This window comes from Kribbella sp. NPDC059898, from assembly GCF_042730855.1.
Taxonomy (GTDB): Bacteria; Actinomycetota; Actinomycetes; order Propionibacteriales; family Kribbellaceae; genus Kribbella.
Map to the genome: position 1 here is coordinate 364,269 of NZ_JBHWKR010000006.1, position 14,077 is coordinate 378,345.

A 14,077-nucleotide genomic window follows, 5' to 3' on the forward strand; every position below is an offset into this window, starting at 1 on the left:
AGTCGGCCCGGCTAGATCTCGGCAACCAGTTCGAACCCGGCGAACAGCCGCCCACCGTGCCCAGCAAGGATCCTGTCCACCACATCCACCAACCGCGAGTCATCAGCCCGCACACCGTCCAGCAAAGCGACCGCAAAGTCGGTGCCATGCGCACTGTCGTAAGCCGCCACCTCCCGCAGCAGCCCTTTGCTGGTACCAGCCCAATGGCCTGAGCCTGTCAGCAGCAGACGGGCCGCCTCCTGCCACAGCACGGTCGCAACTGCCAGCCGCACATCACCCACCGCACCTGCGAAGTCCTCCAGCAGGTCGGTGATCGTGTAGCGCAACAGACCGAGCTCATCCGCCGACAATGGCGTCGGCCCCGCCGCAACCTCGGCCAGGTACTCCTTCTGCAGGCGCGCACCGGTCCCATCGGTGTCCACCAGTACGACGGACTCGCCGACGAGCCGCATCATCGTCGGCTGGCGGCGGCCCTGGTCCTTGTCGGCGAAGTACCGCAGCGACTTCTCGGTGTGGACGAACAGCTCGACCGGCCACCCGCCGTACTCGATCGACTTCCGCAGCACCGGGCCGTCCCGCAGGACCGTGATGTCCAGGTCGGACGTCGGGCTCGCGTCGCCTCGCACCACACTGCCGCCGAGCCAGGCGGCGCGGGCGTCGGGGTACAGTTCGAGTACGAGTTCACGCGCGATGTCCATCAGGACAGTGTCAGCCACCTGAGCAGTTCACGGTACGCATTTGCCGGCGGGATGTGGCCGCCGACGTAGCACCGGCGTTCGGCGCCAGGGATCGCGGCCATGAGGTGGTCGGCGTACTTGCCCGCCCGGTCGTCGGCCGAGCCGTGCCACACGCTCACGGGGACAGCGATGTCGCCGAGATCGAAGCCCCACGGCTTGGCGAACGCGATCAGGTCGTCCTCCCAACCGTCATGGCTGGTCACGAACGTGGCGGCCAGCCGCGCCATCGCGGCCGAGTCCTCACGAGCCGGCGGCCCGGGCTCCGCACCCGGATCCGGCGGGAGCTCAGGCCCGCCCGCCTCGACCGCATCCATGATCGAGCGAGCGGTCTCCTCCATGCCGGGCCGCAGGTCGCCGTGGAGCGCCTTCCACGAGGTGCGGTTGCGGCGCGGGTCGGCCGCTTCCTCCTCCTCGGTCGGCTCCGGACCGTCCACGAGCGGCGGCGCGATGCTTCCGGTCACCGCACACCGCGTGACCCGATCCGGTAGCAGCGCGGCACACGCCAGCGCATGCGGCCCGCCTCCAGACCCGCCGGTCACCGCGAACCGTGACCACCCGAGCTCGTCCGCCAGCGCCACCACATCCGGTACGACGGACGCGACCGTACGCCCGCGCTGCCGCGTCGACCCGCCGTACCCGGGCCGGTCCGCCTGCACCAGCCGCACACCGGAGGCATCGATGACCTCGACCGCGTCCGGCCGCTTCCACCGGGTACTCGGCGAACCGCCGAACGAGATCACGGGCAGCCCGCCCTCCGTGCCGTACAGGTTGTAGAGCACGATCCGGTCATCGACCCGCAGCATCCCGTCCACGCAGCGGAGCGTAACCGCTGGGCAGCACCTAACCGAAGCCACAGTTTCCGACTCGACATTCTCGGGATTCGAGATGCGGTGATCGTGGTGGGAGGATGCGGCCTAGGTTTTGTCGGCTGTAACTATCTGACCTGTCGGGAGTGCTTGTGAGTACCTCGGTGGCCGGGGCCGTATCGCCCACCCGGCAAGCGATGCGCCGGGCGCGGCGCGACCGGAGCGCGCGGGTCGGGTTCGCCCTGGTGCTGCTGCTGATCCTGATCGCCGCCGCCGCGCCGTTGCTGGTCCGGCTGGCCGGTCAGGACGCGACGACGTACCACATCGACCTGCTCGACCCGGCCCGTGGCAACGCGCCGCGGGGTGCGGCCGGCGGGATGAGCGGGACGCACTGGTTCGGGGTCGAGCCGCTGACCGGCCGGGACCTGTTCTCGATCGTGGTGCTCGGCCTGCGGACGTCGCTGGTGATCGCGATCACGGTCACGCTGATCACGACCGTGGCCGGCACCCTGCTCGGGATCAGCGCGGCCTACTTCGGCGGCTGGTACGACGCGATCGTGTCCCGGCTGCTGGACTTCCTGTTCGGCTTCCCGCAGCTCGTCTTCATGATTGCCCTGGGCATCATTGTGCCGGCGAAGGTGTCCCGCACCCTGCTGCTGATCGGCGTGCTCAGCGTTTTCGGCTGGGCCGGTCTGGCGCGGCTGATCCGGAACCAGGCCCGCTCGCTGGTCACCCGCGAGTTCGTCGAGGCGGCCCGCAGCGTCGGCTCGACCGGCTGGATGGTGATCACCCGCGAACTGCTGCCGAACCTGCTCGGCCCGGTGCTGGTGATCGCCACGCTGGCGATTCCCGGGTACGTCGGTGCGGAGGCGGCGCTGTCCTTCCTGGGCGTCGGCGTACCACCTCCGACACCGAGTCTCGGCCGATCGATCTCGGACTCGATCGCCTGGGTGTACACCGGCGCGGATCCGTGGTTCCTGTTGTTCCCGGGCGCGATGCTGTTCCTCGCGGTGCTCGGCTTCACGTTGCTCGGTGACGGTGTCCGGGACGCGTTCGACGTGCGGCTGCGGAGGACGAACTGATGCCCGGTCTCCTCTGGTTCGTCGTCCGTCGGCTGTTCGCGGCGCTGCTCGTGATGCTGGCGCTCAGCCTGGCCGTCTACCTGGTCTTCTACGCGATCCCGGCCGATCCGGCGCACCTCGCCTGCGGCAAGCCCTGTACGCCGGACCGCCTGGCGCAGGCGCGGCACTTCATGCAGTTCGACCAGAGCACGCTGCAGCAGTACCTGAACTTCCTGAAGGGCATCTTCGCCGGTCGTACGTTCGGTGACGGCGCGGCCGCGGTGCACTGCAGCGCGCCGTGCTTCGGGTACTCGTTCCCGCTCGGTCGTCCGGTGACGACGCTGATCCTGGACCGGCTGCCGATCACCGCCTCGATCGCGCTCGGTGCCGCCGTACTGTGGCTGCTGCTCGGCGTCTCGCTGGGCGTGGTCGCCGCGCTGAACCGGGGCCGCATCCTCGACCGGCTGTCGGTCGGGGTCGCGCTGCTCGGGGTGTCGACGCCGTCGTTCCTGCTCGGTCTGCTGGCGATCCTGGTGTTCGGGTTCTGGCTGAACATGGTCCCGGTCAGCGGGTACGTCCCGCTCACCGAGAGCCCGGTCGACTGGGCGTGGCACATGGTGACGCCGTGGATCGTGCTCGCGATCCTGAACGCCGCGTCGTACATCCGGCTGACCCGGTCGCAGATGCTCGAGGAGCTGAACCTCGACTACATCACCACGGCCCGGGCGAAGGGCGCCGGCGAGGCGCGTGTGGTGATCACGCACGGTCTGCGCGGCGTCCTGGTACCGGTGATCACGCTGTTCGGCCTCGATCTCGGCGGCCTGCTGGGCGGTGCGATCCTGACCGAGAAGGTGTTCAGCATGCAGGGTCTCGGCGACCTGCTGATCAGCGCCGTCGGCCAGCTGGACGTGGCCGTGGTCGTCGGCGTCACGTTGTTCTCGGCGTTCCTGATCATCCTCGCGAACCTGGTGGTGGACATAGTGCACGGAGTGCTCGACCCGAGGGTGAGCCATGGCTGATCCGGTTCTGGAAGTACACGACCTGCACGTCACGTTCGCGACCGAGAACGGTCCCGTCCCCGCCGTCGACGGCATCGACTTCGCCGTTGCGCCGGGCGAGACGCTGGCGATCGTGGGGGAGTCGGGCTCGGGGAAGAGCGTCAGCTCGGCCGCGGTCATGGGCTTGCTGCCGTCGAACGCCGACGTCACCGGCGAGGTGCTGCTCGACGGCCGCGAGCTGACCGGCCTGCCGAACGACGACCTGCGCAAGATCCGCGGCAACGACATCGCGATGGTCTTCCAGGACGCCCTCTCCGCCTTGAACCCGTACTACAGCGTCGGCTGGCAGGTCGCCGAGGCGTACCGGCTGCACCACGACGTCTCGAAGAAGGTCGCCCGGGTCCGGGCCGTCGAAATGCTCGACAAGGTCGGCATCCCGGACGCGGCGCGCCGGGCGGAGAGCTACCCGCACGAGTTCTCCGGGGGAATGCGGCAGCGGGTCGTGATCGCTATGGCTCTGGTGAACGACCCGAGAGTGCTGATCGCGGACGAGCCGACGACCGCACTCGACGTCACCGTGCAGGCACAGATCATGCGCCTGCTCGACGACGTCCAGGAGGAGTTCGGTACGGCGCTGGTGCTGATCTCGCACGACCTGGGCGTGGTCGCGGAGGTCGCGGACGACGTGCTCGTGATGTACGCCGGTCGCGCGGCCGAGCGCGGCACCGTCCGGGACCTGTTCTTCCGGGCGGCGCACCCGTACAGCATCGGGTTGCTCGGCGCGATGCCGCGGGTCGACGTACCGCCGAAGCCGCGGTTGACCACGATCCCCGGGAGCCCGCCGACGCCCGGGTCGATCACGACCGGCTGCCCGTTCCAGCCGCGCTGCGCGTACACGCACTTGGTGGGGGAGCGGTGCATCACCGAGCGCCCCGAGCTGACGCCCCGCCCGGGTGAGGGCGACCACGAGGCCGCGTGCCACCTGGGCCGTCGTCCCGAGGTGATCGCATGACCGAGCTGCTCAACCTCAAGGACGTCAGGAAGTACTTCGGACTCCGCGGCGTGCCGTGGCAGAAGGCGCAGGCCGTCCGCGCGGTCGACGGGGTGAACCTCGTCGTACGCAAGGGCGAGACCGTCGGCCTGGTCGGCGAGTCCGGCTCCGGCAAGTCCACGCTCGCCCGGGTCGCGACCCGGCTGCTCGACCCGACCGCCGGCCGGGTGGAGATCGGCGGCAAGGACGTCACCCGGGTCAAGGGCCGTCGGCTGCGGCCGATCCGCCGGCAGATCCAGATGGTGTTCCAGGACCCGCAGGCCTCGCTGAACCCGCGGCAGTCGGTCGGCACGATCCTCAGTACGCCGTTCCGCGCGCAGGGGATCCGCCCGTCGCGGACCCAGCTGGTCGAACTGCTCGAGCAGGTCGGGCTGTCCGAGCAGCACCTCGAGCGGTACCCGCACGAGTTCTCCGGCGGGCAACGGCAGCGGATCGGGATCGCCCGGGCGCTGTCGGTGCAGCCCGATCTGCTGGTCTGCGACGAGCCGGTGTCCGCGCTCGACGTGTCCGTACAGGCGCAGGTGCTGAACCTGCTCGCGGACCTGCGCGACGAGCTCGGCCTGTCGTACGTGCTGGTCGCCCACGACTTGGCCGTCGTACGGCAGGTGGCCGACCGGATCGCGGTCATGTACCTCGGCACGATCGTCGAGGAAGGTCCCGCGGCGGAGGTGTACCGGTCGCCGGCGCACCCGTACACGAAGGCGTTGCTGTCCGCCGTACCGGTGCCGGAGCCCGGTGTGGTGCGGGACCGGATCGTGCTGACCGGCGACGTACCGACGCCCATCGACCCGCCGTCCGGGTGTCCGTTCCGGACCCGCTGTTACAAGGCCGAGGACGTCTGCGCGACGAAACGACCGGTGCTCGAGCCAGTCGAGGGCTCCGCCGAACACCGGGCCGCCTGCTACTTCCCTGAACCCCCATCCCTTGAGAGGACCCCATGAAACGCATATCCCGTGCAGTGGCAGTAGCCGCTGTACTGGCGCTGGCGGCCGCGGCCTGCAACGCCAACAACAAGTCGGCTCCGGCCGGTGGCAGTACGGCCGCCGCGGAGCCCGGCGGCACCTTCCACATCCTCAGCACCAGCAAGGAGATCAGCTACGACCCGGCCAAGAGCCAGAACCTGGGGATCAGCGGCATCCACCTGGTGCTGCGTGGCCTGACGTCGTGGAAGACGGACCCGAACAAGGCCACCGAACTGGTGCCGGACCTGGCCACCGACACCGGTCAGGTGAGCGACGACGGCAAGACCTGGACCTACAAGCTGAAGCCCGGCCTCAAGTACTCCGACGGCTCGCCGATCGTTGCCGCCGACATCAAGTACGGCGTGGAGCGGTCGTTCGCGCCGGAGCTGTCCGGCGGCCTCGGGTACCACAAGTCGCTGCTGGTCGGCGGCGACAAGTACACCGGCCCGTACAAGGGGGGCGACCTGGCCTCCATCGAGACGCCCGACGACAGCACGATCGTCTTCAAGCTGAACAAGCCGTACGGCGACTGGCCGTGGATCGTCAGCATGCCGGCGTTCGCGCCGGTCCCGAAGAAGGCCGACACCGACCCGGCGCACTACGGCGAGAAGCCCGTCGCCAGCGGGCCCTACCAGGTGCAGTCGTACACGCCCGGCTCGAAGCTGGTGCTGACCCGGAACCCGAACTGGGACAAGTCGACCGACCAGGCGCGGACCGGTCTGCCGGACTCGATCGTCACCGACATGGGCCTGCAGCCGGACGTCGTGAACCAGCGCCTGATCGCCGACGCCGGCGACGACAAGTTCGCCGCCACCACCGGTACGTCGGTCCCGGCCGCGCTGATCCCGACGATCAACGGCAACCCCGCGGTCAAGTCTCGCGTCGCCACCTCGCCGTCCGGTGCGCTGGCGTACCTGGCGATGAACACGAAGCGCCCCGCGCTGGCGAATCCCGCCGTCCGCAAGGCGATCGAGTACGCCGTCGACAAGCAGGCCGTGCAGGTCGCTGTCGGTGGACCGGACTACGGCGGGGAGATCGCGTCGACGCTGATCACGCCGGGCATGGACGGCTACACCAAGTACGACCTGTACCAGGCGCCGCCGGCCGGTGATCCCGACAAGGCCAAGCAGATGCTGCAGGCCGCGGGCGTCAGCAACCTGAACCTCGTGCTGGCTGCCGACAACACGTCGAGCGGCGTGATCGGCGTGGGCGTCGCGCAGGCGATCCAGCAGGGGCTGAAGCGGGCCGGGATCAACGTCACGATCAAGCCGATGGACAACACCCCGCTGACCGACCTGATCACCGGGAACAAGGCCGACTTCGACCTGACTGTGTCCAGTTGGCTGCCGGACTTCCCGTCCGCGATCGGCAACATCCAGCCGCTGTTCGCCTCCTCGGAGATCGGTAACGGCGGATACAACATCTCCCGCTACTCGAACCCTGCCGTCGACTCCGCGATCGCCGCTGCTACCGCCGAGTCGGACCGGACGAAGGCAGCCGGGATGTGGAGCGCGGTCGACAAGCAGATCATGCAGGACGCACCGATCGTTCCGTTGATCTACGCTCGTAACGCGTTCCTGCACGGCTCGAAGGTGCAGAACTTCTACCTGTCGTCGTACCCGCCGTACGCGAACACCTTGATCATCGGGCTGAGCAAGTAGCTCAGGTACGTCCTTCGGACTCTTGAGCGTCGAAGAGGGTCGGCTGGGACTCGGGATCGAGTCCCCAGTCGGCCCTCAGTACTGTGTAGCCGGCCTTCTTCGCGGCCGCGATCACCTTGACGTCGTCGTCGACCAGAACCGCGACCGGGCGCTGCTCGGCCAGGCGTTTCAGCCGGCCGAGCTTCATCAGCATCGACGGACGGCGGTCGGTGTTGCCGCGCATGTAGACCTTGCCGTCCGGGAAGCCGTTGTCCTTCAGCCACTTCTCGGTGTCGCGCCGGATCCGCTCCGGGCGGCCGGTCAGGTAGACGATCACGTGGTCCGCCGCGAGCGTCGTCGCGACCGCGAGCCCTTCGTCGAGCACCGCGTCGTCCTTCGCGCGCTCGAAGAACGAGTCCCAGTCCTTCGGTTTCTGCTCGATGAAGTGGATCCGCTTGCTGGTGTCGGACAACGTCGCGTCGATGTCGAGGACGGCGTACGGGCGATCATCCATGCTGTCCAGCTTCCCAGGTCGCGCGGTCGACGGAGTACAGCACCTCGCCGAACTCGGTGCCGGGCAGCGGGTCGTCGAAGTGCACGTGGAAGATCTTCTCGAAGCGGAGACCGGAGCGGCGCATCACGTTGCGCGAGCGGTGGTTGACAGCCATCGTGTCCGCCTCGACGCGCGTCATCCCGAGGTGAGTGAACGCGTGGGCGATCAGCGCCTTCGTACCCTCGGTCGCGTACCCCTTGCCCCAGGCGGTCCGCAGCAGCCGGTACCCCACACCGACGGTGGCCGGATCCGCCGTCGGCTGCATCCCGAACCACCCGACGAACCCGTCGGCGTCCTCGGCCTCGAAGGTCCCGAGCTGCGGATGCGCGGCGTACACCTTCAGAATCTCCGGCAGTACGACGTTCTCGACCTCGTCGCGCGGCGTCGGCGCGCCGGTCAGGAACCGCATCACCTCCGGATCCGCATCGAGCTCCACCAGCAGTTCGACGTCCGCGGGCGTGAACCGCCGCAGCCGCAGCCGCTCGGTCTCCAGGTAGGCAGTCACCCCTGGATCGTAGTGTCCGGAGTGTGGGCGGTGTGGGGCGATCCTGTGTGTTGACTGTGCGACTGTCGGTGGCTCGGGTTAGCGTTCTACCCGCAATGGACTCGCTCACGTTTCTGCACAGCTCGGACTGGCAGCTCGGCATGATGCGCCGGTTCCTGGGGCCGGACGGCCAGGCCCGGTGGGGTCAGGCGCGGCTGGATGCTGTCGCACGGATCGGCGAGGTGGCTGAACGGACCGGCGCGGCGTTCGTGGTCGTCACCGGGGACGTGTTCGAGCACAACCAGGTCGAGCGCCAGACCATCCTGCGCGCCTGCGAGGCCCTCAAGCGGATCCCGGTCCCGGTCGTCCTCCTCCCGGGCAACCACGACGCCCTCGAGCCCGGCTCCCTGTGGACGTCGAGCCAGTGGCTCGCCCACGCCCCGGACCACGTCACGGTACTGACCGAAACGACGCCGTTCCCGATCCTCCCGGGCGTGGAGATCGTCGGCGCCCCGTGGCGTTCCCGCCGCCCGCTCTCCGACCCCGCCGCCCCCGCATACGCCGACCTCGCACCGGACCCCGGCACCCTCCGGATCCTGCTCGCCCACGGCCAGCTGACAAGCCTCTCCGGCGGGATGTCCGAAGTACCGCCGATCGACCAGACGGCGCTGGAAGCCGCGGTCGCCGACGGCCGCCTGCAGTACGTCGGCCTCGGCGACCGGCACTCGACGACGCGCGTGACGGACCGGATCTGGTTCTCCGGCACGCAGGAGGTCACGTCCCCGGAAGAGGACGCGCCTGGCAACGTGCTGAAGGTCACGATCGGCGACACCATCGAGGTCGAGCCGATCCGCGTCGGCGCCTGGCACATGGTCGACCACCGCGTCGAGCTGTTCGACGAGGAGTCGATCACCGCCCTCGAGGACTGGTTCGCGGAGCTGCCGGACAAGGAGCGGACGTACGTACGCCTCGCCGGCGACGGCTCGTTGTCGCTGCCGCTGCTGGCCCGGCTCGACAGCATCATCGACGCCCAGGGCGAGGTGTTCGCGAGCGTCGAGCGGTGGGTGAAGTTCTGGACGGTCCGGCCCGCGCCGGACGCCGCGGACCTGGAGTCGCTGCAGCTGAGCGGCCCGGCCCGCGCCGCGATGGAGGAGCTGCGGCAGGCCCTGGCCGGCGGTGACGAGGGCGCCGGTGCCGCGCTCTCGCTGATGCACCGATTGGCGCGGGACGCGGGATGAGATTACACAGCTTGGCGCTACGGGACTTCCGTGGCGTCAAGGACCGCCTTGTCCGGTTCCGCGCGCTCGGCACCACCGTCGTGGTCGGCGACAACGAGGTCGGGAAGTCCAGCCTGGTCGAGGCTTTCGGACTCGTCTTCGACCTGCCCGACGACTCGAAGTCGACCCGGATCCGGGACATCCAGCCCGCCGGCCAGGACGTCGGCCCGGAGGTGACCGTCGAGCTGAGCCTCGGCGGCCGCGAGCTGACGTACGCCAAGCGCTGGCTGAAGAACCGCTCCACCGAGCTCACCATGGTCGAGCCCGACGGCCGCCGCCGGTCCTGGACTGGCCGCGAGGCGCACAACGAGGCCGAGCGGCTGTTCCACGAGAACGTCGACCCGGTGCTCTGGCAGACGTTGATGGTCAGCCAGGGCCAGTCGTTGGTGCTGCCAACACCGGCCGACGCCGAGCCGCTGATCACCGCGGTGACGGCCGAATCCGGCACGCCGGTCGACGGCGCGTCGATGCCGCTGGTGTCCGCGGTCGAGCACGAGTACCTGCGCTACTGGACGCCGCGCGGCAAGCCGACCGGCGACTTCGCCCGCTCCGCGAAGGCGGTCGCGGCCGCCGAACTCGCGGCCAGGCAGGCGCTGCAGGCGATGGACGAGGTGCAGTCGGACATCCGCCGCGCCGAGCACCTCAACCTCGACCTGGAGGACGTGTCGAGCCGGCTGACCGACCACCTGACCGGCGTCGAGGCACTGCGCGAACGCAAACAGGCGACCGACGAGATCCTGCTCCGCCGCGACTCGGTCAGGTCCCGCGCCGAGACCGCGCGGGCCCGGCTGGAGAACCACACCCGCACCCGCCTCGACCGCGAGCGCCTGCTCGAAGAGGTCGAGCGGTTCACCAAGTTCGAGGCCGAGCACGCCGCGCGCCGGGCCGACGCGGAGCTGGTCGCGAAGACGGCGGCCGAGCTGGTGCAGGCCGCGGAGGCCGCCCTCGCGGACGTGGTGGAGCTCAAGGACGTACGCCGTACCGAGGTCCAGGCGGCCGAGCGCCGGGTCTCGGAGCTGATGGACCGGGCCGAGCTGGACCGGCTGATCGGGCAGCAGACCGAGCTGGTCGACGTCCGCGCGCGGATCGCCGCGGCCGGCACGATCCTGGACCGGATCAAGGTCGACGACGCGCTGGTGGCCGCGCTCGAGGACGCCCGGGCGGCGGTCGTCGAGGCGCGCGCGGCGCTCGCGGCCGGCGTCCCCGAGGTGACCGTACGGCGGCTCGGCGCGGAGCCGGTCGAGCTGTCCGGGACCGGCCTGGAGGGCGACGTACCGTCCGGCCTCGGTTTCGACGAGTCGACCGAGCTGCTGGTGTCCGGCGAGCTGGTGGTCGGTGTACCGGGGCAGGTCGAGGTGACCGTCCGGGCCGGCGGCGAGGCGGCCACGCTGCGCTCACGGGTCGATGACGCCGTACGCCGGGAGAAGGACCTGCTGAAGAAGGCCGGCGTGAAGGACGTCGCCGCGGCGCGCGAGCTGCTGCGGAAGGCGGACACGGCCGCGGCCGAGCTGCACGAGGCGCGCCGGACCGAGAAGTCGCTGACGGCGGGAGGCGACCCGGGCGAGCGGATCGCCGTACTGACGGCGCGGCTGGGGACGGACGACGAAGAGTCCGGCGGCAAGCCGCCCGCGGTCGAGGGTGTGCCCGGGCAGATGTCGCTGTTCGAGGAGTTCGCCTCGCCGCACGACACGCTGTTCGACATCGACATCGACATCGACGAGCCAGAGCCGGAGCCGGACGATCTCGCAGGTGCGCAGCGAGCGCTGGAGACCGCCCGCGACGGACTCGCCGAGGCAGAGCGCCTACTTGCCGATGCGGAGTTCGCGGCGGCCCAAGCGCGGAAGGCCGCGGACGAGGACCGCTCCGAGGCGCAGAACGCGCGTGCCCGGTCGGAGCTTGCCGCCGAGCGCCTGGCGGCAGCGCTCGAATCGCTGGAAGGCGCGAGGGCCGTGCTCGACGACGAGGCCGTCGGCACAGCGGAAACCGAGGCGACGGCCGAGGTCGAGGCAGTGCTCGAAGAACTGACCGCCGTCCAGGAGCAGGCCGACGCCGCCGGCGCCGACCAGGTAGCCGACGAGCTGGCGGCCGCACTCGACTTCGCGAAGCGGCTGCAGGACGAGCGCGACCGGCTGCGCGACGCCCTGCGTACGACGGAAGGCCGCCTGGAGCAGTCCGGCCGGGACGGGCTGGCGACCCGCCGCGACCTGGCCGAGCTGGAGCTGGCCGCCGTACGCACCGAGCACGAGAGCCTGCTCCGCCGGGCCGATGCGGCGAGCCGGGTGTACGAGACGCTGAGCCGGCACCGGGCCGCGGCGCAGACGAAGTACTCCGAGCCGCTGCAGAGCCGGATCGAGGCGCTCGGGCGGAGCGTGTACGGGCCGTCGTTCCGGGTCTGGCTGGACGACGACCTGGCGGTCGCGGAGCGCGAGCTGGACGGTGTACGGCTGCCTGTCGAGGCGTTGTCGACGGGCGCTCAGGAGCAGCTGGCGATCATCACACGGCTCGCGATCAGCCACCTGGTGAGCACCGGTGACGGCAGTGTGCCGGTGATCTTCGACGATGCGCTCGGCTGGTCCGACAAGGCCCGGCTGCGGGACATGGGCGCGCTGCTCGGCCGCGCCGGCGACCACGGCCAGGTGATCATCCTGACCTGCATGCCGGACCGCTACGAGTACGTCCCGAAGGCGACGTTCATCACGCTGGACGGATGATCCGCTCCGGGGCCGAGTAGACGACGCAGCGCTCGCCGCGGGCGAACCCGGCCAGCGTGATCCCGAACCGGCGGGCCAGGTCGACGGCCAGGCTGGACGGCGCACCGACCGCGACGATCATGCCGAGCCCGGCCGCGACCGCCTTCTGCACGATCTCGTACCCGGCGCGGCCGCTGACCGCGAGCACCAGGCCCTTGCGGGAGCGCTGGTTCAGGACGGTCCAGCCGACCACCTTGTCGACGGCGTTGTGCCGGCCGATGTCTTCCTTCACCACGACCTTCCGGCCGTCGGCGGTGAACAGGCCCGCGGCGTGCAGCCCGCCGGTCCGGTTGAACATCGGCTGTCCCTCCCGGAGCAGGTCGGGCAGCCGCCGTACGACGTCCAGCGGCACCTCGACCGGGTCGACCGGGTCGTACTCGCGTTCGGCGAGTTCGTCGAGGCTCTGCTGCCCGCACACTCCGCAGGCCGCCGACGTGACGCCGTACCGCTGCGGAGGTTCGCGGTCCGGGGGACCGTCGAAGCTGACCGTGACCGTGTTGAACTGCTGCTCGCGGGTCAGCGTGACATCGGTGCAGTAGGCAACGGTCCGGATCGCGTCCGGGCGCACCGCGAACCCCTCGCCGAGACAGAACCCGGCGGCCAGCTCGAAGTCCGACCCCGGGGTCCGCATCGTCACCACCAGCGGCTCGGGCGGCCGGCCCGGCCATTCCAGCCGCAGCTCGAGCGGCTCCTCGGTGCTGACGACGTCCTCACGGCGCGACGTACGGTCGCCGTCGAGCACTTCGACCTTGAACCTGCTGGTGGGCGCCTTGGTCATACGTCTACGGTAGGCCACCCGCGCCGGACGGCGAGCCAGTCGAGGAACGTCCACGCGTACAGCCGCTGGTGCTCGCGCAACGCCGGCGTGCACCCGGGCGGCGGCGGAGCGTCCGTGTTCTTCATCATGTACGCCGCGATGACGGCCACGAAACAGTCGAGGTGATCGTCCGGCACGCCGGCCGTGAGCGGACTGCGGGCGAGCGCGCCGAACGTGTCGATGCCCTGGTACTGCGCGACCGGCAGCAGGCCGACCCAGTCCACCCAGCGCGGGCCGAGCGTCAGCCAGTTCCAATCGATCGTCCAGCAGGTGCCGGAGTTGTCGATCAGCAGGTTGTCGGGCCGCAGGTCGGAGTGCGCCGCGGTGTCACCGACCAGCGCCTGGGGCAAGAGCTGAACCAGCTCGACCAGCTCGGGCAACACCTGAGGCAGCCACGGAGGCAATCCCGACGGCAACGCCCGCTCACCAGCCAGCACCTGCGCCGGAACGCCCACGTCGTCCCCGACCAGGTCGGCAAAACTGTCCAGCCCTGTCAACGGACTCGGCCGCATCGCCTCGGCCGTCGCCTCACAGGCAGCAGTCACCAGTTCGAAGTCGGCCTCCGTCCACGGCGCCCCAGGCATCCGCCCGTCCACCCACTCGGCTGCCACCGCGAACCACCGGTCCGCGAGAGCCGTCCCGACAACAGCCGGCGCACGCACCACAGCGGGAAGCTGCGGAACCACCTCGGCCTCGCGCTGGTAAGCGCCGTACGCATGCAATTCCTCAGGCGCCGCCTTGATGAACACCCGCCGCCCGTCCGCCAGCTGAGCCCGCGCCGCGAAGCCCCCGGTGAACCCGGACGACACCGGCGGAGCCACGTCGACGATCCGCTGCCCGAGTGTTTCGGCAAGCGCCTCGTGCAACGCCGACGGCAGCGAGCCCCACTCAGGGCGGGCAGATGTGGTGGAGTAGTCGACCTCCGGGGCACGGTTCATGTA

Annotated in this window: 13 protein-coding genes; 7 read left to right on the forward strand and 6 right to left on the reverse strand. The window is 70.2% G+C overall.

What is annotated here, in order from left to right:
• Window positions 1-11 precede the first annotated feature (11 nt).
• Together ACFV9C_RS21625 and ACFV9C_RS21630 are read right to left on the reverse strand one after the other, a co-directional pair.
• Window positions 12-698, reverse strand: coding sequence for a nucleotidyltransferase domain-containing protein (locus ACFV9C_RS21625; protein ID WP_380196066.1), 687 nt, complete (start codon window positions 696-698; stop codon window positions 12-14).
• The gene (locus ACFV9C_RS21630) at window positions 698-1,540 is read right to left on the reverse strand and encodes an alpha/beta fold hydrolase (protein WP_380196253.1); all 843 of its coding nucleotides are present in this window, start codon (window positions 1,538-1,540) and stop codon (window positions 698-700) included. The genes ACFV9C_RS21625 and ACFV9C_RS21630 overlap by 1 nt, the downstream gene beginning before the upstream one ends.
• 155 nt (window positions 1,541-1,695) lie before the next feature.
• On the opposite strand from ACFV9C_RS21630, the gene ACFV9C_RS21635 reads away from it, so the two are divergent.
• The 5 genes from ACFV9C_RS21635 to ACFV9C_RS21655 are packed head-to-tail and all read left to right on the forward strand — an operon-like array spanning window position 1,696 to window position 7,276.
• On the forward strand, window positions 1,696-2,625 hold the full coding sequence (locus ACFV9C_RS21635) for an ABC transporter permease (protein ID WP_380196067.1): 930 nt from the start codon (window positions 1,696-1,698) through the stop codon (window positions 2,623-2,625).
• Window positions 2,625-3,623 carry an ABC transporter permease gene (locus ACFV9C_RS21640; RefSeq protein WP_380196069.1) on the forward strand — a complete coding sequence of 333 codons (999 nt, stop codon included), beginning with the start codon at window positions 2,625-2,627 and terminating at the stop codon, window positions 3,621-3,623. Before ACFV9C_RS21635 ends, ACFV9C_RS21640 begins: the two co-directional genes overlap by 1 nt.
• Window positions 3,616-4,614, forward strand: a complete 999-nt coding sequence (locus tag ACFV9C_RS21645; protein WP_380196070.1) for an ABC transporter ATP-binding protein — start codon at window positions 3,616-3,618, stop codon at window positions 4,612-4,614. The genes ACFV9C_RS21640 and ACFV9C_RS21645 overlap by 8 nt, the downstream gene beginning before the upstream one ends.
• Window positions 4,611-5,594: an ABC transporter ATP-binding protein gene (locus ACFV9C_RS21650; protein WP_380196072.1), complete on the forward strand. Its 984-nt coding sequence runs from the start codon at window positions 4,611-4,613 to the stop codon at window positions 5,592-5,594. The genes ACFV9C_RS21645 and ACFV9C_RS21650 overlap by 4 nt, the downstream gene beginning before the upstream one ends.
• Before the next feature lie 17 nt (window positions 5,595-5,611).
• On the forward strand, window positions 5,612-7,276 hold the full coding sequence (locus tag ACFV9C_RS21655) for an ABC transporter substrate-binding protein (RefSeq protein WP_380196073.1): 1,665 nt from the start codon (window positions 5,612-5,614) through the stop codon (window positions 7,274-7,276).
• Between the two features lies 1 nt (window position 7,277).
• Here ACFV9C_RS21655 and ACFV9C_RS21660 read toward each other — a convergent pair whose 3' ends face one another.
• Both ACFV9C_RS21660 and ACFV9C_RS21665 read right to left on the reverse strand, forming a co-directional pair.
• Window positions 7,278-7,769, reverse strand: coding sequence for an HAD family acid phosphatase (locus tag ACFV9C_RS21660; protein WP_380196075.1), 492 nt, complete (start codon window positions 7,767-7,769; stop codon window positions 7,278-7,280).
• Window positions 7,762-8,313, reverse strand: a complete 552-nt coding sequence (locus tag ACFV9C_RS21665; RefSeq protein ID WP_380196076.1) for a GNAT family N-acetyltransferase — start codon at window positions 8,311-8,313, stop codon at window positions 7,762-7,764. The genes ACFV9C_RS21660 and ACFV9C_RS21665 overlap by 8 nt, the downstream gene beginning before the upstream one ends.
• Window positions 8,314-8,408: 95 nt before the next feature.
• On the opposite strand from ACFV9C_RS21665, the gene ACFV9C_RS21670 reads away from it, so the two are divergent.
• Window positions 8,409-9,530, forward strand: a complete 1,122-nt coding sequence (locus ACFV9C_RS21670; RefSeq protein ID WP_380196078.1) for an exonuclease SbcCD subunit D — start codon at window positions 8,409-8,411, stop codon at window positions 9,528-9,530.
• Window positions 9,531-9,541: 11 nt separating this feature from the next.
• Window positions 9,542-12,280 carry a DNA repair ATPase gene (locus ACFV9C_RS21675; RefSeq protein WP_380196080.1) on the forward strand — a complete coding sequence of 913 codons (2,739 nt, stop codon included), beginning with the start codon at window positions 9,542-9,544 and terminating at the stop codon, window positions 12,278-12,280.
• Here the strand turns inward: ACFV9C_RS21675 and fdhD are convergent.
• Together fdhD and ACFV9C_RS21685 are read right to left on the reverse strand one after the other, a co-directional pair.
• Window positions 12,264-13,097, reverse strand: a complete 834-nt coding sequence (gene fdhD, locus ACFV9C_RS21680) for a formate dehydrogenase accessory sulfurtransferase FdhD (RefSeq protein ID WP_380196082.1) — start codon at window positions 13,095-13,097, stop codon at window positions 12,264-12,266. The genes ACFV9C_RS21675 and fdhD overlap by 17 nt on opposite strands.
• Window positions 13,094-14,074, reverse strand: a complete 981-nt coding sequence (locus tag ACFV9C_RS21685) for a phosphotransferase (RefSeq protein WP_380196084.1) — start codon at window positions 14,072-14,074, stop codon at window positions 13,094-13,096. The genes fdhD and ACFV9C_RS21685 overlap by 4 nt, the downstream gene beginning before the upstream one ends.
• Between the last annotated feature and the right edge of the window lie 3 nt (window positions 14,075-14,077).